This is a genomic window from Streptomyces sp. NPDC058864, from assembly GCF_042742985.1.
GTDB lineage: Bacteria > Actinomycetota > Actinomycetes > Streptomycetales > Streptomycetaceae > Actinacidiphila.
This window is the reverse complement of sequence record NZ_JBHYMQ010000007.1, coordinates 97,559-116,804: the sequence shown is the minus strand read 5'-3', so window position 1 is coordinate 116,804 and position 19,246 is coordinate 97,559. Positions and strand designations below refer to the sequence as shown.

The following is a 19,246-nucleotide window of genomic DNA, read 5'->3' as shown; positions in this document are numbered from 1 at the left end:
CATCCATCGTTCGCGGCTCCCGGAGCCCGGGCAACTTTTCCGGCCGTCGTCAGCGCAGGCACTCCCGCACCGCACGGACCAGCGCCTGGGCACGGGGGTCGGCGGTCACGTTCTTCTGCATGCCGTTGGTGACGTAGCCGAAGGCGACGCCCTCGCCGGGGTCCGCGAAGCCCAGGGACCCGCCGCGGCCGGGGTGGCCGAAGGAGCCGGGGGACAGCAGCGGGGCGGCCGGGCCGTGCAGCATGAAGCCCAGGCCGAAGCGGGTGTTCACCACCAGCACGCGGTCCGGGCCCTCCGACTCCGGGGTGCGCGCCGAGGTGAGCGTCGCCGGGGCGAAGAGCCGGGTGCCGGGGCCCTCGACCTCCCCGATCAGCGCGGCGTAGAAGCGGGCCAGCGAGCGGGCGGTGGCGATGCCCCCGGAGGCCGCCAGCTGGGCCGCGTGGTACCCGGGGTCGTTCTCGTCCGGCAGCGGGTCGATCGCGCCGAACGCCCGCCGGGTCAGCGACGACGGGTCCTCGTACGCCTCGGTCACGTTGCGCTTGGGCCGCGCCCGCAGCCCGGCCGCGGCCGGCGGCGGCGGGGTCTCCACGGCGGCGATCCGGCCGACCCGGCCCTCCTCGCCGGCCGGCAGCCCGATCCACAGGTCGAGACCGAGCGGGCGGGCGATCTCCTCCGCCACGTAGCGGCCCAGGGAACGGCCGCCGCTCGCGCGCTGCACCAGCTCGCCGATCAGCCAGCTGTACGTCTGCGCGTGGTAGCCGTGGTCCGTCCCCGGCGCCCAGAACGGGGCCTGCGCCGCGAGCGCGCGCGGACCGCTGGTGCCGTCCTGCGCCAGCGCCGGGGTGAGCGGGGTGTCCAGCGCCGGAACACCGGCCCGGTGCGCCAGGGCGTCGCGCACCGTGACGCGCTCCTTGCCCGCGGTCTTGAACTCGGGCCAGTACGTGCCGACGGGCGCGTCCAGGTCGAGCTGGCCCCGCTGGTGCAGCAGGAGCAGGCACGCCGCCGCGACGCCCTTCGTGGCCGAACGCACCACCTGCGCGGTGCCCTCCGCCCAGGGCGCGCCGCCGCCACCGTCCTCGTGCCCGTCGGCGGAGCCCGCCCACAGGTCCACGACCTTGCGGCCGTCCCGGTACAGCGCCACGGCCGCGCCGCGCTCGCCCCGCTCCTCGAAGTTCCGGAGGAAGGCCTCCCGGACTGGCTCAAAGCCTTCCGTCACTGCCCCGTGGACGTCCACCACAGCCCGTGCTCCCACCATGCGCCGCCGTTGTTGCTCCTCCCATGGTGCCCCCCGCCCGGCACCGGTCAGGACCGGGGTCGGCACGGAACGGCAGCGCAAGGAGGCGCCCCGGGGGTCGTCAGGCGGTCGCCTTCGCGGCCGCGCGGCCCGCCGTACGGCCGGAGAAGATGCAGCCGCCGAGGAAGGTCCCCTCCAGCGAGCGGTAGCCGTGCACCCCGCCGCCGCCGAAGCCCGCCGCCTCGCCCGCCGAGTACAGCCCCGGCAGCGGCTCGCCGTCGGCGCGCAGCACCCGCGCGTCCAGGTCGGTCTCCATCCCGCCGAGCGACTTGCGGGTCAGGACGTTCAGGCGCACGGCGATCAGCGGTCCCGCCTTCGGGTCCAGCAGCCGGTGCGGCGCCGCGGTGCGGATCAGCTTGTCGCCGATGTAGTTGCGGGCCCCGCGGATCGCGGTGACCTGCAGGTCCTTGGTGAAGGTGTTGGTGATCTCGCGGTCGCGGGCCTCGATCTCGCGGCGCAGCGCGGTCTCGTCGATCAGGTCGTCCTTGGTGAGCGCGTTCATGCCGCGCACCAGCGCCGCCAGGTCGTCCTCCACGACGAAGTCCACGCCGTGCCGCTTGAACGCCTCGACCGGCCCCGGTGCCCCCGGCAGCGCGCGCTTGAGCACGTCGCGCACGCTCTTCCCGGTCAGGTCCGGGTTCTGCTCGGAGCCCGACAGCGCGAACTCCTTCTCGATGATCTTCTGGGTGAGGACGAACCACGTGTACTCGTGGCCCGAGCGCATGATGTGCTCCAGCGTCCCCAGCGTGTCGAAGCCGGGGAAGAGCGGCACCGGCAGCCGCTTGCCGGTCGCGTCCAGCCACAGGGACGACGGGCCCGGCAGGATGCGGATGCCGTGCCTGGCCCAGATCGGGTCCCAGTTCTCGATGCCCTCGGTGTAGTGCCACATCCGGTCGCCGTTGATCAGGTGTGCCCCGGCCGTCTCGGCGATCCCCAGCATCAGCCCGTCCACATGCGCCGGAACGCCCGACAGCAGCTTGCGCGGCGGCGTGCCCAGCCGCTTGGGCCAGGCCTTGCGCACCAGGTCGTGGTTGCCGCCGATGCCGCCCGAAGTGACGATCACCGCCTGCGCCTTGAGCTGGAACTCGGCGCGGATCTCCCGCGAACTCGCGTGGCCGCGTTCCGCGTCGCTGTCCACCAGGACCTCGCCCGCGACGCCGTCCACCGCGTCGCCCGTCGTCGTCAGCGCCGTCACGCGGTGCCGGAAGCGCAGCTCCACCAGGCCCTTGGCGACCGCCTCCCGCACCCGGCGCTCGAACGGCGCCACCACGCCCGGGCCCGTGCCCCACGTGATGTGGAAGCGCGGCACCGAATTGCCGTGCCCGGTGGCGAGGTAGCCCCCGCGCTCCGCCCAGCCGACCACCGGGAAGAACCGCATCCCCTGCGCGTGCAGCCAGGACCGCTTCTCGCCCGCGGCGAAGTCCACGTACGCCTCGGCCCACTTGCGCGGCCACCGGTCCTCGGCGCGGTCGAAGCCCGCGGTGCCCATCCAGTCCTGCAGGGCGAGTGCGCGGCTGTCCTTGATCCGCATCCGGCGCTGCTCGGGGGAGTCGACGAGGAACAGCCCGCCGAAGGACCAGAACGCCTGGCCGCCGAGGTTGCTCTCCGGCTCCTGGTCGAGCAGGAGGACCTTGCGGCCCGCGTCGGCCAGTTCGGCCGTCGCGACCAGACCCGCCAGTCCAGCTCCGACGACGATGACGTCCGCGTCCAGCGCCATGGTGTGCCTTTCCGCTCCCCTTTGGTGTGCAGGCACGTTACGCTACGCGCGAGTAAGGAGGCGAGAGGTCAGCGCCTCGCAAATCGCTCGCCGGCGGGGGATGACCCGATGCGCAGGTTCGAGGGACACGTCGCCGTCGTCACCGGAGGTGCGCAGGGCATCGGCGCGGCGACCGCCCGGCGCCTGATGTCCGAGGGCGCGGACGTCGTCCTGGCCGACCTGGACGCGGAGCGCGCCACCGCGACGGCGGAGGCCCTCGCCGCGGAGACCGGCGGCCGGGCCGCGGCGGTGCGGTGCGACGTCGTCGACCAGGCCGCGGTGGACGCCGCGATCGGCTGCGCCGCCGAGCGCTTCGGGCGGCTCGACGTACTGGTCAACAACGCCTACGCCTGCCACGTGGACCCGCCGCGGTTCGAGGACGTCCCCGACGCGGAGTGGTACGAGGACCTCGAGGTCACCCTCACCGGGGCCATGCGCTGCGCCCGCGCGGCGCTGCCGCTGCTCGCGGCGGCGGGCGGGCGCGGGGCGATCGTCAGCATCGGCTCCGTCAACGGCCACATGAACTTCGGCAACCACGCCTACAGCGCCGCCAAGGCGGGCCTCGCCTCGCTGACCCGCACGCTGGCCGTGCACGCCGCGCCGCGCGGTGTCCGGGTCAACCTCGTCGCCCCCGGCACGGTGCGGACGCCTGCGTGGGCCGGGCGTGACGACGCGCTCGACCGGCTCGCCGGGGTGTACCCCCTCGGGCGGGTCGGCGAGCCGGACGACATCGCGGCGGCCGTCGCGTTCCTCGCCTCCCGCGACGCGTCCTGGATCACGGGCCTCACGCTCCCCGTCGACGGGGGCATCCTCATCAACGGCTCCGCGTTCCGCGCAGCGCTCGACTGATTTCCCGGGCCGGTTGTTTGTGTGCGGGTGCGTTGTGGTTGCGGTTGGGGTTTTTTCCCGCCGCCCGCCCGTTGCCCCGGTCGGTCAGTGACCGCCTCGCTCTGTTCGTCGGTGGGTCGGGGCCGCGCCGGCGCACGTCCTCAGCGCTCGCGGATTTGCCGGGCCGTTGCGTCACCGGCATCACCGCTCGTCGCTTCCGGGCGCACCCCGCCACACCCCCTCCCGTCGTTGGGGCGCATGACGGCCGGAGGGGGTGAGGAGGCAATCCGGGGTCACCCCGGACTGCTTCATCACCCCCCACCGGGCGTTGGTCGCTCGCGATAGGGAGGGGGTGGGGTCGTAGGGGTGGGCGTTCTGGACGCTGACGTGTATTTGTTGTGCGGCAGAGCGGCACCTATTCGGATTGCCCGCCATGCACATAAATATGCGGTACAGAATGCCCACCCCGGAGGCCCCGCCCCCGGCCCACTAAGGAAACCGGGCGCCGACCCGCACCAACCGTCCCGGGGCCACGGGAGGGCGGGCGGGGAAAAAACCTCACCCGCAACCACAAACGCACCCGCGGACGAAGCCCCGGTCAGACGTGGAGCATGAGCCCGATCCCCGCGACAACCACAAGCGCTGCGACGACCCGGGACCGCCCCAGCCGCTCCTTGAAGAAGACCGCCCCGATGACCGCCCCCGCGATGATGGAGGTCTCCCGGAGGGCCGCGATGGGCGCGAGGTCGCCCCGGGTCTGGGCCCACAGGACGAGGCCGTACGCGGACATGGACAGCGCCCCGCCGAGGAGCCCGCGGCCGGCGACCGGGCGCAGTTGCCCGGGGAGCGCCGCGCCGCGCGCCGCGAGGGCGCAGCACACGAGCAGGGTGCCCTGGATGAGCAGGAGCCAGGCGACGTACCCCAGGGCGGTGCCGGATGCGCGGACCCCGACGCCGTCGACGACGGTGTACGCGGCGATGGTCAGGCCGGTGCCCACGGCCGCGCCGACCGCCGGCCAGTCCTTGCGGCGGCCGCGCATGCCCCACAGGGCGGCCCCGCCGAGCCCGGCGGAGGCGACGACGACGCCCGCGGTCTGCAGGGCGTCCGGCACCTCGCCCACGAACACCGCCGCCAGCAGCGTCACGACCATCGGGGCGACACCCCGCGCGATGGGGTAGACCTGCCCGAAGTCGCCCAGCGTGAAGGACTTCATGAGCAGGTACATGTAGGCCATGTGGATCCCCACCGACGCGGCCAGGTAGGGCCAGGCCGCCGCGGCGGGGAGCGGCGCGAACCCGGCGACGGCCGCGCCGCAGATCGCGCCGCCGCCGCCGACGAGGGTGAACGCGACGAGCTGGTCCTTGATGCCGTGGGCGATGGCGTTCCACGCCGCGTGGGTGACCGCCGCGAGCAGGACGGCCGCCGCTATCAGGGGCGTCACGCGGTGCGTTCGCGGACGTCGGCGAGGGTCGCCCCGGCGTGCTCGACCAGTTCGGCGGGTGCCATGGGGAAGACGGTGTGCGGGGTGCCGGCGGCCGCCCACACGGTCGGGTGCGCCAGCAGTCCCCGGTCGGCGAGGACGGTGGTCCGCGTGCGGTGCCCGAAGGGGGGTACGCCGCCGATGGCGTACCCCGTGGTCTCGCGCACCAGGTCCGCGTCGGCCCGCCGCACCTCCGTCGCGCCGAGTTCGGCGCGGACCCGCTCCACGTCGACCCGGGACGCGCCGTCCATCAGCACGAGCACCGGGACCCCGTCCGCCGTGAAGATCAGGGACTTGACGATCTGGCCGAGCTCGCAGCCGACCGCCGAGGCGGCCTGCGCCGCGGTGCGGGTCGCGTCCGGGAAGGCGCGCACGGGTACCTGGAGGCCCAGCGCGGTGAGTGCCTCCGCGAACCGGGGGTGAGCTGCAGCTGAAGTCGACATGGCCGGCACGCTAGTCCCCGGCGGGGCGGCGGTGCCAAGCCATTTGCGGACGCGTCACGGAGCGGGTCACGAGGAGGCCTTCAGCACCGAGGCGACGATCGGCCCGGCGGAGTCGCCGCCGTGCCCGCCCTCCAGCACCATTCCGCCGGCCGCGACGTCACCGCGGAACGCGACGAACCACCCGTTGGGCTGTTCCTGGCCGCCGACCTCCGCGGAGCCGGTCTTGGCGCCGACGTCGCCGTAGACCCCGCGCATCGCGCCGGCGGCGGTGCCGCTCGACGCGGTCAGCTGCATCATCGACTTGAGGTTGCCGCGGACGCCGGAGGGCAGGCCGCTGCGGGCCTTCGCGAGGGGCCCCTCGATCAGGCCGGCGGCCACCAGCCGGGGCTGGCGGAAGACGCCGTTCTGCACGGTGGCGGCGATGGAGGCCATGTTGAGCGGGCTCATCTGTATCTGGCCCTGGCCGATCATCTCCTCCGTCATCTCGTCGCCCGGGCCGCCGGGTACGCGGCCGTCCCAGGCGGGGACGCCCACGTTCCAGGTCTGGCCGAAGCCGTAGTAGCGCTGGGCGACCGAGGGGACCGAGGACTCGTCGAGCCGGCCGGCGAGCTTGATGAAGCCGGTGTTGCAGGAGATCGCGAAGTCCCGCCGGAAGGTGGCCGACGGGTCGGAGGAACTCTCCACGTTGTGGAACATCTTGCCGTTGTCGTAGTTCGCGGTGGCCGGGCACGGCGCCGGGGTGCCCGGGGTCACGCCCCTCTCGAGCAGGGCCGTGGCGGTGACGACCTTGAAGGTGGAGCCGGGGGCGACCTGCGCGTTGAAGGCGTTGTTGTTGTCGGTCGACGGGTTGTTGGCGAAGGCGAGGATCTCGCCCGTGCTCGCCTTGACCGCCGCGACCGACGACTGGCTGCGGCGCTTGACGGCCTGTTCGGCGGCCTTCTGGACGCGTGCGTCCAGGGTGGTGGGGAGCTTGGCGGCCGTGCCCTTGGTGATCACGTGCAGCGTCTGCCCGGGGCCGTCGGCACCGTTCACCCAGGTCTCGATGCCCGGCTTGCCGCCGGACAGCTTGGCGCCGTAGCGCTCGCGCAGCTGCGGCAGCACGGAGGCGAGGGAGGGGTAGTCGTCGGCGTCCAGGACCTTGCCGTTGCGGTCCACGACGACCACCGGCGGCGAGGCGGCCTCACCGGTCTCCAGGGACTGACCGTCCGTCAGCTTGGGGTGCAGCACCGCCGGTTGCCAGTCCACCAGGGGGCGGTGGGTGGTCTCGCCGCGGAAGACGGTGAGGGCCGAGGAGTACGTCCATGTGGAGGTCTTGCCCTGGTAGGAGAGCGAGGCGACGACATCGAAGGGCACCACGTCCCCCCGGGCCGTGCCCGGCGTCAGCCGTACGCGGGCGACGTGCGCGTCCTTGCGGTACGCGGACAGGGCCTCGGAGGCGGTCGCCGGCTCGTTGGTGAGCGCCCCCGCCGCGGTGGCGTCCCCCTTGGCCCACGCGGCCAGGAAGTCCGCGGCGGTCTTCTTCACCTCCGCCGCGGTCGGCGGCCCGGTCTCGACCGGGGCGGGCTCGGCGGAGAAGCCGCCGCCCCCGGTCAGCCCGTCGTAGATGTTGTACGCCCCGTACGCCGCGGTACCCACCAGTCCCGCGGTCAGCGTGGCGACGATCCCCAGCTTCACTCCTCGGCGCATGGCACCGACCCTCCCCGTGGTCCCCCTGAACGTGTTCAAAAAAGAGGCAATGCAAGCGCACTCTACGGGACGGAGGGAACCCTGGGGTGGTCCACCGGGTCACAGCTTCGGCACGCGCTTCCCACGGACCGGAAAAGTCCGCCGGTGGGGACCGCTTCACGGCCGGTCACCGTTCCGGCCCGGGCGGGAGCCGCTCCTCGTCCGTGAGGGCCAGCTCCGCCCAGACGATCTTGCCCTCCCCGGTCCTGCGGACACCCCACCGTGTGCACAGCTCCGCGACGATCACCAGGCCCCGGCCGCCCTCGTCGGTGGGGTCGGGACGGCGCGGCAGCGGCGGGCCGGGACCGGCGTCGAAGACCTCGCAGGACAGCTTCATGTGCCGGACCAGCCGCAGCCGCACGGGTCCCTCCCCGTGCCGTACGGCGTTGGCCAGCAGCTCCCCGACGATCTGCTCGGCGGCCGCCCGCACCCGGTCCAGCCCCCAGGCCCGCAACTGCCGGACGGCCTCGGCCCGCACGCGTCCGACCGCCGCCGGATCGGCGGGCAGTTCCACGCTGAACACCCGGTCGGCGCTGAGCCGGCAGGTCCTGGCGAGCAGCAGCGCGACGTCGTCGTCCTGCCCGCGCTTGGGCAGCAGGTCGAGCACCGAGGCGCTCAGGTCCTCCAGCGAGGTGCCCGGCGGCCGGGTGAGCGCGGCCCGCAGGCGCTCCAGCCCGTCGTCGATGTCGCCGTCCCGGGTCTCGACCAGTCCGTCGGTGTACATGGCGATCACGCTCCCCCCGGGCAGCTCCAGGTCGACCGAGGGGAAGGACCGCAGCCCCACGCCGAGCGGCGCCCCGGAGGGGATCTCCGGGAAGGCGGCCGTGCCGTCCGGGGTCACGATCACCGGCGGCGGATGCCCGGCCCGGGCGATGGTCAGGCGCTCGTCGATGGGGTCGTAGACCGCGTACACGCAGGTGGCGCCGAGGATGCCGGCGGCGGGCGAGCCCTCGTCGAAGTCCTCGAAGCCCAGCCGCACGACGAGGTCGTCCAGCGCGGACAGCAGCCGGTCCGGGGGCAGCTCCAGGCCCGCGAGGGTGCTCACCGCCGTGCGGATGCGTCCCATGGCGGCGGCCGCGTTGAGCCCGTGCCCCACGACGTCCCCGACGACCAGGGCCACCCGGGCGCCGGACAGCCGGATCACGTCGAACCAGTCGCCGCCCACCCCGTCCTGGGTGTCCGCGGGGAGGTAGCGCCAGATCGTCTCCAGGGAGAACCCGGCGCTCGGGTTGCGGGGCAGCAGGCTGCGCTGCAGCGTCAGCGCCATGGTGTGCTCGCGCGTGTAGCGACGGGCGTTGTCCAGGCTGAGCGCGGCCCGGCTGACCAGCTCCTCCGCGAGCGTCCGGTCGTTCTCGTCGAACGGGGTGGGGTTCTCGCTGCGGACGAGCACGGCGACACCGAGGATCTCGTCCCGCGCGTACACCGGCAGGATCAGCAGGCTGTGCATCCCGAGGTCGAGGACCCGGTGCAGGCGCTGCGGGTCCTCCTCCAGCCACGTGCCGGGCTCGGTGTCCAGCTCCGCCTCCATGTACGTCCGGCCGGAGCTCAGCACCTCGACGAACGGCGAGTGCGGGGGGACGAAGACGGGGCTGCCGCGCGCGTACAGCGACTCGCGGAAGTCGTCGTGGACCGAGGCGATGCCCGCCCGGTGGAAGACGGGGACGTTGCCGCCCTCCATCGTGCCGAGCCGGGTGAGGGGGGCGTTGCCGAGCCGCACCGACTCCGCGAGGTCGATCGTCGCGTAGTCGGCGAGCAGCGGCACCAGCAGGTCGGCGAGGTCCTGCGCGGTCTGCAGGACGTCCAGGTTGGTCCCGATGCTGGTCGCCGCGCGGCCCAGTACGGTCATGCGGTCCCTGGCCCGCCGGCTCTCGGTGACGTCCACATTGACCGAGCAGACGCCCGCCCGGCCGTGGCGGACGTCCTCGATCCGGAAGACGGAGAGCGCGTACGCCCGGTGCCGCAGCCGGTCCAGCTGGCTCAGCTCCCGGTCGATCACCGGGACGCCGCTCTCCAGGACCTCGCGCAGCAGGGCCTCGACCTGCTCGGTGTTCGCGTAGAGCGGCGACTCGTCCAGGTGCCGGCCCAGGCGCTCCTCCCGGGAGAGGCCGAACTGCTCGGCGAGCGCGTCGTTCAGCCACGCGGTGCGCAGGTCGCTGTCCCAGATCGCCATCGGGAAGGGGCTCAGCTCGGCGGCGGACTCCAGTACGGACGCGGGCACCCCGGCGGTGGAGACCAGCCAGTCCACCGTGCCGCCCGCCCCCGGCAGCCCGGTCACCCGCAGGTCCACGTCCAGCCGCCCGCCGGTGCGGTGCCGCAGCGCGGCCGGCCCGGCCCACTCCCCGGTGAACCCCTGCGGCCCCCTGCCGTCCGGTCCGTCCAGCAGCATCGCGGCCGGCCTGCCGAGCACGTCCGCCGCCGCGTACCCCAGCAGCCTCCGGGCGACCTCGGTCCAGCGGACGAGGACCCCGTCCGCGTCGACCACCGCAAGAGCCGCGCCGGCGCTGTCGAGCGCCGACGCCTGACCGGGCACGGTGCGATCGGGGGCGGACATACGTGACATTCCCTCGGGTTCACGCTAGGTCCGTGGTCGGCCCCCTGCAAACGGTCACCGACCAGGTCAGCGGCCTCTGCGCCGGGCGGGGTCAGATCCAGGTGTCGAGCCACATGCGGTCGCGCCAGGCGTCCATGGGGATGGTCTGCCCGGTGTAGAGCGGGAAGAAGTAGATGAAGTTCCAGACGATCAGCAGCACCAGGGTGCCCGCGCCGACCGCGCCCCACATGCGCCGGCGCTCACTGGAACCGGGGGGACCGAGGATCGCGCCGAGCATCATCGCGACCGCGAGGCAGAGGAACGGCACGAAGACGACCGCGTAGAAGAGGAAGATCGTCCGCTCCTGGTAGAGGAACCACGGCAGGTAACCGGCGGCGACGCCGCAGGCGATCGCGCCGGCGCGCCAGTCGCGGCGGAAGATCCAGCGGTACAGGACGTACAGCAGGGCGAAGCACCCGGCCCACCACAGCAGCGGGGTGCCGATGGCGAGCACCTCGCGGGCGCAGCCGCCGGCCGCGGTGCAGCCGTCCTCGCCGAGCTTGGGGGACTCGTAGAAGTACGACACCGGACGGCCCAGGACCGGCCAGCTCCAGGGGTTGGACTGGTAGGTGTGCGGGGAGTGCAGGTTGACGTGGAAGTCGTACACCTGCGACTCGTAGTGCCACAGGCTGCGCAGCGCCGCCCAGGAGTCGGAGAGGAAGCCGCCGTCGCCCTTGGCCCAGTCGCGGTCGTAGCCCTTGCCGGTGGTGAACCAGCCGAGCCAGGACAGCAGGTACGTGACGACGGCGACGCCGACCATGCTGAGCGCCGCCCACAGCCCGTCCAGCCAGAACGCGGTGAGCCGGGGGTGGCGGGCGCCCGCCACCCGGCGGGCGCCGGCGTCCCACAGCACGGTGAGGACGCCGAAGAACGCCAGCACGTACAGGCCGTTCCACTTGGTGCCGATCGCCAGGCCCAGGCAGATCCCGGCCGCGATCCGCCACGGTCGCACGCCCAGCCACGTGAAGGAGGCGACACGGTCGTCCGGGCGGTTTCCGGGCAGGGCGGCGGCGAGCCGGGCCCGCGCGCGGTCGCGGTCGATCAGCAGGCAGCCGAAGGCGGCCAGCACGAAGAACATGACGACGAGGTCGAGCAGTGCGACGCGGCTCATCACGAAGTGCAGGCCGTCGACCGCCATCAGACCGCCCGCGAGGCAGCCCAGCGCCGTGGAGCGGAACAGCCGGCGGCCGATCCGGCAGAGCATCAGCACCGACAGCGTGCCGAGCACCGCCATCGCGAACCGCCAGCCGAACGGGTTCAGCCCGAAGATCCACTCACCGGAGGCGATCACCCACTTGCCGACCGGCGGGTGCACCACGTACGAGGGGGCCTCGGAGAGCGGCACGGAGGGCGGGGTGGCGAGGATCAGGTCGTTGGCCTTGTCCGGCCAGCTGCCCTCGTAGCCGTACTGCAGGAGCGACCAGGCGTCCTTCGCGTAGTACGTCTCGTCGAATATCACCGCGTGCGGGCTGCCCAGGTTCCAGAACCGCAGCAGGCCCGCGAGGAGCGCCACCAGCAGCGGGCCGCCCCAGCCCGTCCAGCGGGCCAGCCGGGACGCCGCCGCCGGGCCCACGCCGAGCGCGGCCCACGCCCGTGTCCCCGGCTCGGGGAACGGCGCGACCAGGCGCTCGCGCACGTCGGGGCGCGGGCGGTCCGCGTAGCCGAAGCGGCGCAGCCGCTGCTGCCAGGGGCTCTGCTCCTCCGCGGCCATCGGTGCGTCCTCGACCCGGTGCGCGTGCGTCGCGGTGTCACTCGTCACCGGGCCATCGTAGGGAAGCCGCATGTGTATGTGCTGAGGACCGGGCCAACCGGGGGTACTCCGCCGTGCCGCGGCGGCGTCGCACCGGCCCCGGTCGGGTGCGCCGCGGGTGGGAGACTGGGGCGGTGACTAGCTCCGCAGGACCGGCCGCAGGCGTACTCGTACTCGCAGGGACCCCCATCGGCGACGTCGCCGACGCCCCGCCCCGGCTCTCCGCGGAGCTGGCCGGCGCCGATGTGATCGCGGCCGAGGACACCCGGCGGCTGCGCCGGCTCACCCAGTCCCTGGGCGTGACCACCACCGCCCGGGTCGTGTCGTACTTCGAGGGCAACGAGTCGGCCCGCACCCCGGAGCTGGTCACGGCGCTGGAGGAGGGCGCCCGGGTGCTGCTCGTCACCGACGCCGGGATGCCCTCGGTCTCCGACCCCGGCTACCGGCTGGTCGCGGCGGCCGTCGAGCGCGACATCCGGGTGACGGCCGTCCCCGGCCCGTCCGCCGTGCTCACCGCGCTCGCCCTCAGCGGGCTGCCCGTGGACCGCTTCTGCTTCGAGGGCTTCCCGCCCCGCAAGGCCGGTGAGCGGCGGGCCCGGCTCGGCGAGGCCGCGGGGGAGCGCCGCACCCTGGTGTACTTCGAGGCCCCGCACCGCCTCGCCGAGACCCTCGCGGCGATGGCGGAGGCCTTCGGCGCCGGGCGCCGGGCCGCCGTCTGCCGTGAGCTGACCAAGACCTACGAGGAGGTCAGGCGCGGCACCCTGGAGGAGCTGGCGGCCTGGGCCGCCGAAGGGGTGCGCGGGGAGATCACGGTCGTGGTGGAGGGCGCCCCCGAGACCGGGCCGGAGGAGCTGGACGCCACCGAACTGGTCCGCCGGGTCCGGGTCCGCGAGGAGGCGGGCGAGGGCCGCAAGGAGGCGATCGCGGCCGTGGCGGCCGAGGCGGGGCTGCCCAAGCGGGAGGTCTTCGACGCCGTGGTGTCCGCCAAGCACGCCGCCAAGCACACCGCGAACCGTCCCACAACCGGCTAAACGCGGCACGGTGCAAAGTCCTATCGTAGGAGAGGGAAAAACCTGGGCCGCCTGCTCGGCCCCGTGTCACACACAGCCCAAAACTGGCTCAAGAAAGGGCACCGCTGCTGTCGCCGACGCCCTCCCGGGCGTTCGCTGGTAGAGGGAAGTCCCGCACCGGACGCCTCGTCCGGAGGGCATCAGGAGCTGCCATGAGCGAGACCATCGGAACCGATGGCACGGTTCGTGAGGCGTACGCCTTCGTCTGCATCAGCTGCGGGCGCGGGTGGGAACAGGCGTACGAGATCGAGCACCACGTCGACGCACAGGGCCGGGAGGTCGTCTGGTACATGGCGGACGGCAAGCGCGTGCCGTCCCCGCTGACCCGGCCGACGTGCGTGGAGTGCGAGAGCCACAAGGTCCGCATCATGCGGGCCGGACAGGTCTCCGATGTCGCCGGGTCCTGGTCGGCCACCGCGACCGCCGGCCCCCTGCCCGCGGCCTCCGACATGCGCCGGGTCCCGGCCTCGGCCGCTGTGGAGGGCGCCGAGCGCCGGGCGCGGCACTGGTCGCCCCGCAACCTGCTGCACCGCAGGAGGGACGACAGCTAGGCACTGTGCCGCCCGCCTAGGATCTGGGGCATGCCCGAGCAGAACCAGAGCCAGCGCCCCAAGAAGGACGCGTCCGCCGCCCCTCCCCTCCCCGAACCGCTCGCGGTCCCGGTGGCGGACTCGCACACCCACCTCGACATGCAGGAGGGCAGCGTCGAGGAGGCGCTGGCGAAGGCGGCGTCCGTCGGCGTGACGACCGTGGTCCAGGTCGGCTGCGACGTCGACGGCTCCCACTGGGCGGCACGCACCGCCGGGGCGTACGAAGGCGTCTGGGCGGCCGTCGCCCTGCACCCCAACGAGGCCCCGAGGATCGTCCACGGGGATCCGGACGGGTGGTCGCGCCAGGGCGCCCGCGAGGCGGGCGGGCTGCCCGCCCTGGACGCCGCCCTCGCGGAGATCGACGCCCTCGCCGCGCTGCCCCAGGTGCGCGGCGTCGGCGAGACCGGGCTGGACTACTTCCGCACCGGGCCCGAGGGCGTCGAGGCCCAGCAGTACTCCTTCCGCCGCCACATCGACATCGCCAAACGGCACGGCAAGGCCCTGGTCATCCACGACCGCGAGGCCCACGCCGACGTGCTGCGCATCCTCGACGAGGAGGGCGCGCCCGCCACCGTGGTCTTCCACTGCTACTCCGGCGACGCGGAGATGGCCAAGCTCTGCGCCGACAAGGGCTACTACATGTCCTTCGCCGGCAACGTCACGTACAAGTCCGCCCAGGACCTGCGCGACGCGGTCGCCGTCGCCCCCGCCGAGCTGCTCCTGGTCGAGACCGACGCGCCCTTCCTCACCCCCGTCCCGCACCGCGGCCGCCCCAACGCCCCGTACCTGATCCCGGTCACCGTGCGGGCCATGGCGGCCGCCCGGGGCGCCGCGGAGGACGAGCTGGCCGCGGCCATCGGGGCCAACACCGCTCGCGCCTTCGGCTACTGACGCCGCGTCGCTCCTCCGTCACGTCCCGCGCGTCCCGCGGTCGGCGTAACGCCGGGTGTCCGATTCCGGACGCCCGGCGGACGGGACGGCCGCCGCCGAGGGCGGGGCAGGGCCCGCTGACCACGGCCGCGAGCGGCGCAGCGGGCCCGCGGTTCGGCGACACGGCGTGACCGAGCAGCTTGGGAGAGTGATGAATCCTCCGCTATGGTCCCGGTTCGGTCCGAATCGGACCGGGCCGGAGGTACGCCGTGAGCAACAGGAGCAAGGCGGGCACGACGCGGGCCGGAACACGGTCCTCCGCGGACGGCCCCAACCGCGGGACACCGGGCACGGCCCCCGCCGCCGAGGACGCCGAACCGCGTCCGGGGCGCGCGGCCGCCCGGCGCAGGCGCGCCGCCCGGCGCCCCGACGCGCTGGGGAAGCTGCTGCCGCGGGCCCTGGTCGTCGCCTGCCTGGCGGGCGGCAGCACCGCCTACCTGGCCGGCGGCAAGGCCGTGCAGCTCAGCGTGGACGGCCGGCCGCGCACCCTGAACACCTTCGCCGGCAGCGTCGAGGAACTGCTGCAGCGCCAGGGCATCCGGGTCGGCGACCACGACATCGTCGCCCCCCGACCCGACGCGGCGCTGCAGGACGGCGACACCGTCGCGGTTCGCTACGGGCGCCCGATCGCGCTCACCCTGGACGGCAGGCCGCGGCGGATCTGGACCACGGCCGGCACCGTCGACGACGCCCTGCGCCAGCTGGGCGTGCGCGCCGACGGCGCGTACCTGTCCGCCTCCCGCGGCGAGGCCATCGGCCGCCACGGGCTGGAACTGGACGTCCGCACCGAACGGCAGGTGACCTTCCTCGTCGACGGCCGTGAACGGCCGGTCCGCACCAACGCCGCCACCGTCGGCGAGGCGCTGCGCGACGCCCGCATCGCGCTGCACGGCCTCGACGCCACCTCCGTCGACCCCGACAGCTTCCCCCGCGAGGGCCAGACGATCTCCGTCAAACGCATCCGCGGCCACGACGAGGTCCACGAGGAGCCGGTGCCCTTCCGCGTCGAGCGGACGGAGGACCCCTCGCTGTTCGAGGGCACCACCGCCGTCGACACCCGGGGCAGGAACGGGCTGCGCCGCGTCACGTACGCGTACCGCACGGTCGACGGGGTCCGGCAGAAGCCGCGCCGGATCGCCGAGGAGGTGCTGCGCGAACCCGTGCGGCAGGTCGTGCGCGTGGGCACCAAGCCGCTCCCCGACAGCGTCGAGGGCGCCGACCACCTCAACTGGAAGGCCCTCGGCCAGTGCGAGGCGGGCGGCCGGCCGAACGCGGTGGACGCCTCCGGCACCTACGGCGGCCTCTACCAGTTCGACAGGCGCACCTGGCGCAACCTGGGCGGCCGCGGCCGCCCCCAGGACGCCTCGGCCAAGGAGCAGACCTACCGCGCCAAGCGCCTGTACATCCAGCGCGGTGCCGGCCCCTGGCCGGTGTGCGGCCGCAAGCTCTACTCGTAGCCCGCGGGAAGCCCCGCCGGGCCCGGATACCCTTGAGCGGTGAGCACCACCGACCACTCCGGTCCCGCCGACGACGCCCTGCTCGGCCCCGCCGACATCCGTGAGCTGGCCGCCGCGCTGGGCGTCCGCCCCACCAAGCAGCGCGGCCAGAACTTCGTCATCGACGCGAACACGGTGCGCCGCATCGTGCGCACCGCGGACGTCCGGCCGGACGACGTGGTCGTCGAGGTCGGTCCGGGGCTCGGCTCGCTCACGCTGGCGCTGCTGGAGGCGGCCGAGCACGTCACGGCCGTCGAGATCGACGACGTGCTGGCCGCGGCCCTCCCCTCGACCGTCGCCGCCCGGCTGCCGCGCCGGGCGGACCACTTCGCGCTCGTGCACAGCGACGCGCTGCGGGTCGAGGAGCTGCCCGGCCCGCCGCCCACGGCGCTGGTGGCCAACCTGCCGTACAACGTGGCCGTCCCGGTGCTGCTGCACATGCTCGCGACCTTCCCGAGCATCGAGCGCACCCTGGTCATGGTGCAGTCCGAGGTGGCCGACCGGCTGGCCGCGGGGCCCGGCTCCAAGGTGTACGGGGTGCCCTCGGTGAAGGCCGCCTGGTACGCGGAGGTGAAGCGGGCCGGTGCCATCGGCCGCAACGTCTTCTGGCCCGCCCCGAACGTGGACTCCGGGCTGGTCTCGCTGGTCCGCCGCAAGGAGCCGCTGGCCACCACCGCCTCCCGCGAGCAGGTCTTCGCGGTCGTGGACGCCGCCTTCGCGCAGCGCCGCAAGACGCTGCGGGCCGCGCTGGCCGGCTGGGCGGGCTCGGCCGCCGCGGCCGAGGAGGCGCTGGTGGCCGCGGGGGTCTCGCCGCAGGCACGCGGCGAGTCGCTGACCGTGGAGCAGTTCGCGGCGATCGCCGAGCACGGCGGGGCCGGCACCCCCGGGCGGTAGCAGAGGGCACAATGGGTGCGCCGCCGTGCCCGGCGCGCGACCCGCCCCCGTACGCATCGCGCGCCGCACACCGCACGACCCACGCACCGAGGAGAACCGCGCCAGTGACCCGCCCCGCGTCCGTGACCGTCCGCGTCCCCGCCAAGGTCAACGTCCAGCTCGCGGTGGGCGGGCCCCGCCCCGACGGCTTCCACGACCTGGCGAACGTCTTCCTGGCCGTCGGCCTGTACGACGAGGTCACCGTCACTCCCGCCCAGGAACTGCGGATCACCGTCGCCGGACCGGACGCCGGCCAGGTCCCGGCGGACGCGAGCAACCTCGCCGCCCGCGCCGCCCTCGCGCTCGCCGCGCGGTACGGCCTGGAGCCGCACGTCCACATCCACATCGCCAAGGACATCCCCGTCGCGGGCGGCATGGCCGGCGGCAGCGCCGACGCGGCGGGCGCCCTCGTCGCCTGCGACGCGCTGTGGGGCACCGGCGCGAGCCGCGAGGAACTGCTCGAGATCTGCGCCGAGCTCGGCAGCGACGTCCCCTTCAGCCTGGTGGGCGGCGCCGCCCTCGGCTGGGGCCGCGGCGAGCTGCTGGAGCCGCTGGAGACCGGCGGCAGCTTCCACTGGGTCTTCGCCGTCGCCGACGGCGGCCTGTCCACCCCCGAGGTCTACCGCGAGTGCGACCGGCTGCGCGGCGACGCGGCCGTGCCGGAGCCGGAGGCGTCCCCGGCCCTGCTCGACGCGCTGCGCACCGGTGACGCCGTGGCCCTCGCCGCCTCCCTGGCGAACGACCTCCAGCCGGCCGCGCTGTCCCTGCGCCCCTCGCTGGCCGCGACCCTCGCCGCGGGCGCCGAGGCCGGCGCCCTGGCCACCCTGGTCTCCGGCTCCGGGCCCACCACCGCCTTCCTCGCCAAGGACGCCGAGGCCGCGCACGCCGTCGCCGGTGCCCTCGCCGCCTCCGGCACCTGCCGCGAGGTCCGGGTCACCACCGGCCCCACGCAGGGCGCGACCCTGGTCTGAGTACCCCTACTCACCGGCCTCCGGGGCGAGTTGAGTAGGGCGCGCCTGACGGGCCGGTGCCCCGGCGCGGCATCGTTCCGGCATGGGGATGACAGCCGGAGAGATCGCCGCGGCCACACCCGCGGCACGGGACCGTTACGTCGACTTCCTGCGGGTGGCGTCACTGGCCACGGTCGTGCTGGGGCACTGGCTGATGGCGGCGGTGACCACCGGGGACGACGGGGGCATCGAGATCGGCAACCTGCTGGCGGTGCGCCCGGCGCTGCAACCGCTGACCTGGGTGCTGCAGATCATGCCGGTGTTCTTCTTCGTCGGCGGCTTCTCGCACGCCCTCTCCTACCGCTCCGTCGCGCGCTCCGGGGGCGGCTACGCGGCCTTCCTGCGGGCCCGGCTGCGCCGGCTGCTGCGGCCGACGATGCTGTTCGTCGCGGTGTGGGGCGCGGGCGCCCTGCTGCTCCCGGTGCCGGACGTGGCGGCGCGGCTGGTGGCGCAGCCGCTGTGGTTCATCGGGATCTACCTCGGCATGGTGGCCTTCACCCCGCCGCTGCTGCGGCTGCACGAGCGGTACGGCTGGGGCGCCTTCGCCGCGCTGTCGGCCGGCGCGGTCGTGGTGGACGTGCTGCGCTTCACCCTCGACGTGCCCTACCTGCCGTTCCTGAACTTCGCCTTCGTCTGGCTCGCGGTGCACCAACTGGGCTTCCTGCGCGCCGACGGCCGCATTCGCCTCCCCGCGGCGATGGCCGGCTGCGGACTGGCCGGGGCGGTCGCACTGGTCGCGCTCGGCCCGTACCCGCTGTCCATGGTGGGGATGCCCGGCGAGAAGATCTCGAACATGGCGCCGCCCACGCTCGCCCTGCTCTGCCACGGGGTGTGGCTGGTCGGCGCGGTCGAACTGCTGCGCCGCCCCGCCGCACGCCTGCTGGAGCGCCCGCGCGTGTGGCGCGCAGTGGTCGCCGCGAACGGCATCGCGATGACGGCCTTCCTCTGGCACCTCACGGCCATGCTCGCCGTGTACGGCGCGCTGATCTCCCGGGGCGGCACGCTGCCCGCCCCGGCCACCGCCGCCTGGTGGGCCCAGGTGCCGCTGCGCGTGGCCGCCGCGGCGGCCCTCACCGCCGCCCTCGTGGCCGTCTTCCGCCGCGCCGAACGCCCCCCGGCCCCGCGCCCCGCCCAGGCGCCGGGCCGGCTCTCCGGCCCCGGTGCCGCGCTCGGCGTCGCCCTGGCGCTCCTCGGCGTCCTCGGCCTGTCCGCCGTGGGCTTCGGCGGCCTCCTCGACGGCCACTCGGCCACCCTGATCGCCTTCCGCGTCACGGCCCCGGCCGCCGTCCTCATGGCCGCCGCGGGCTGGGCCCTGGTCGAACGGGCGGGCCGCGTCAGGGGTTGAGCCGGG

Annotated in this window: 15 protein-coding genes; 8 read left to right on the top strand and 7 right to left on the bottom strand. The window is 74.4% G+C overall.

The window, feature by feature from the left end:
• Positions 1 to 49 precede the first annotated feature (49 nt).
• Together ACFW3D_RS08250 and ACFW3D_RS08245 are read right to left on the bottom strand one after the other, a co-directional pair.
• Complete coding sequence (locus ACFW3D_RS08250; RefSeq protein ID WP_500502737.1) at positions 50 to 1,255, bottom strand: serine hydrolase domain-containing protein; 1,206 nt, start codon at positions 1,253 to 1,255, stop codon at positions 50 to 52.
• 100 nt (positions 1,256 to 1,355) lie between these two features.
• A complete protein-coding gene (locus ACFW3D_RS08245) occupies positions 1,356 to 3,011 on the bottom strand; it encodes an FAD-binding dehydrogenase (RefSeq protein WP_500502735.1) in 1,656 nt (551 codons plus the stop codon).
• Between the two features lie 108 nt (positions 3,012 to 3,119).
• Here ACFW3D_RS08245 and ACFW3D_RS08240 point away from each other — a divergent pair, with 108 nt between their 5' ends.
• Positions 3,120 to 3,899 carry an SDR family NAD(P)-dependent oxidoreductase gene (locus ACFW3D_RS08240; protein ID WP_500502733.1) on the top strand — a complete coding sequence of 260 codons (780 nt, stop codon included), beginning with the start codon at positions 3,120 to 3,122 and terminating at the stop codon, positions 3,897 to 3,899.
• Positions 3,900 to 4,476: 577 nt separating this feature from the next.
• On the opposite strand, the gene ACFW3D_RS08235 is transcribed toward ACFW3D_RS08240, so the two are convergent.
• The 5 genes from ACFW3D_RS08235 to ACFW3D_RS08215 all read right to left on the bottom strand — a co-directional run bounded on the left by ACFW3D_RS08235 (position 4,477) and on the right by ACFW3D_RS08215 (position 11,875).
• Positions 4,477 to 5,319, bottom strand: a complete 843-nt coding sequence (locus ACFW3D_RS08235; RefSeq protein ID WP_500502731.1) for an EamA family transporter — start codon at positions 5,317 to 5,319, stop codon at positions 4,477 to 4,479.
• On the bottom strand, positions 5,316 to 5,801 hold the full coding sequence (locus ACFW3D_RS08230; protein ID WP_500502729.1) for a YbaK/EbsC family protein: 486 nt from the start codon (positions 5,799 to 5,801) through the stop codon (positions 5,316 to 5,318). The genes ACFW3D_RS08235 and ACFW3D_RS08230 overlap by 4 nt, the downstream gene beginning before the upstream one ends.
• Before the next feature lie 66 nt (positions 5,802 to 5,867).
• The gene (locus ACFW3D_RS08225; protein ID WP_500502727.1) at positions 5,868 to 7,487 is read right to left on the bottom strand and encodes a penicillin-binding transpeptidase domain-containing protein; all 1,620 of its coding nucleotides are present in this window, start codon (positions 7,485 to 7,487) and stop codon (positions 5,868 to 5,870) included.
• Positions 7,488 to 7,653: 166 nt separating this feature from the next.
• Complete coding sequence (locus ACFW3D_RS08220; RefSeq protein ID WP_500502725.1) at positions 7,654 to 10,077, bottom strand: SpoIIE family protein phosphatase; 2,424 nt, start codon at positions 10,075 to 10,077, stop codon at positions 7,654 to 7,656.
• Between the two features lie 91 nt (positions 10,078 to 10,168).
• Complete coding sequence (locus tag ACFW3D_RS08215; protein ID WP_500502723.1) at positions 10,169 to 11,875, bottom strand: dolichyl-phosphate-mannose--protein mannosyltransferase; 1,707 nt, start codon at positions 11,873 to 11,875, stop codon at positions 10,169 to 10,171.
• Positions 11,876 to 12,000: 125 nt separating this feature from the next.
• Between ACFW3D_RS08215 and rsmI the strand changes: the two genes are divergently transcribed.
• The 7 genes from rsmI (at position 12,001) to ACFW3D_RS08180 (ending at position 19,240) form a co-directional block, all read left to right on the top strand.
• A complete protein-coding gene (gene rsmI / locus ACFW3D_RS08210; protein ID WP_500502721.1) occupies positions 12,001 to 12,897 on the top strand; it encodes a 16S rRNA (cytidine(1402)-2'-O)-methyltransferase in 897 nt (298 codons plus the stop codon).
• 191 nt (positions 12,898 to 13,088) lie between these two features.
• The gene (locus ACFW3D_RS08205; protein WP_500502719.1) at positions 13,089 to 13,487 is read left to right on the top strand and encodes a hypothetical protein; all 399 of its coding nucleotides are present in this window, start codon (positions 13,089 to 13,091) and stop codon (positions 13,485 to 13,487) included.
• A 30-nt stretch (positions 13,488 to 13,517) separates the two neighbouring features.
• Complete coding sequence (locus ACFW3D_RS08200; protein WP_500502718.1) at positions 13,518 to 14,417, top strand: TatD family hydrolase; 900 nt, start codon at positions 13,518 to 13,520, stop codon at positions 14,415 to 14,417.
• Between the two features lie 248 nt (positions 14,418 to 14,665).
• Complete coding sequence (locus tag ACFW3D_RS08195; RefSeq protein WP_500502716.1) at positions 14,666 to 15,913, top strand: resuscitation-promoting factor; 1,248 nt, start codon at positions 14,666 to 14,668, stop codon at positions 15,911 to 15,913.
• Positions 15,914 to 15,952: 39 nt separating this feature from the next.
• Positions 15,953 to 16,846, top strand: coding sequence for a 16S rRNA (adenine(1518)-N(6)/adenine(1519)-N(6))-dimethyltransferase RsmA (rsmA, locus tag ACFW3D_RS08190; RefSeq protein WP_500502714.1), 894 nt, complete (start codon positions 15,953 to 15,955; stop codon positions 16,844 to 16,846).
• A gap of 104 nt (positions 16,847 to 16,950) precedes the next feature.
• Positions 16,951 to 17,856 carry a 4-(cytidine 5'-diphospho)-2-C-methyl-D-erythritol kinase gene (locus tag ACFW3D_RS08185; RefSeq protein WP_500502712.1) on the top strand — a complete coding sequence of 302 codons (906 nt, stop codon included), beginning with the start codon at positions 16,951 to 16,953 and terminating at the stop codon, positions 17,854 to 17,856.
• An 82-nt stretch (positions 17,857 to 17,938) separates the two neighbouring features.
• Positions 17,939 to 19,240, top strand: coding sequence for an acyltransferase family protein (locus ACFW3D_RS08180; protein ID WP_500502710.1), 1,302 nt, complete (start codon positions 17,939 to 17,941; stop codon positions 19,238 to 19,240).
• Positions 19,241 to 19,246 lie beyond the last annotated feature (6 nt).

Coding starts and splice junctions, on each gene's coding strand:
- ACFW3D_RS08250 (WP_500502737.1), bottom strand. CDS start 1,255: ATGGTGGGAGCACGGGCTGTGGTGGACGTCCACGGGGCAGTGACGGAA.
- ACFW3D_RS08245 (WP_500502735.1), bottom strand. CDS start 3,011: ATGGCGCTGGACGCGGACGTCATCGTCGTCGGAGCTGGACTGGCGGGT.
- ACFW3D_RS08240 (WP_500502733.1), top strand. CDS start 3,120: ATGCGCAGGTTCGAGGGACACGTCGCCGTCGTCACCGGAGGTGCGCAG.
- ACFW3D_RS08230 (WP_500502729.1), bottom strand. CDS start 5,801: ATGTCGACTTCAGCTGCAGCTCACCCCCGGTTCGCGGAGGCACTCACC.
- ACFW3D_RS08225 (WP_500502727.1), bottom strand. CDS start 7,487: ATGCGCCGAGGAGTGAAGCTGGGGATCGTCGCCACGCTGACCGCGGGA.
- ACFW3D_RS08220 (WP_500502725.1), bottom strand. CDS start 10,077: ATGTCCGCCCCCGATCGCACCGTGCCCGGTCAGGCGTCGGCGCTCGAC.
- ACFW3D_RS08205 (WP_500502719.1), top strand. CDS start 13,089: ATGAGCGAGACCATCGGAACCGATGGCACGGTTCGTGAGGCGTACGCC.
- ACFW3D_RS08200 (WP_500502718.1), top strand. CDS start 13,518: ATGCCCGAGCAGAACCAGAGCCAGCGCCCCAAGAAGGACGCGTCCGCC.
- ACFW3D_RS08180 (WP_500502710.1), top strand. CDS start 17,939: ATGGGGATGACAGCCGGAGAGATCGCCGCGGCCACACCCGCGGCACGG.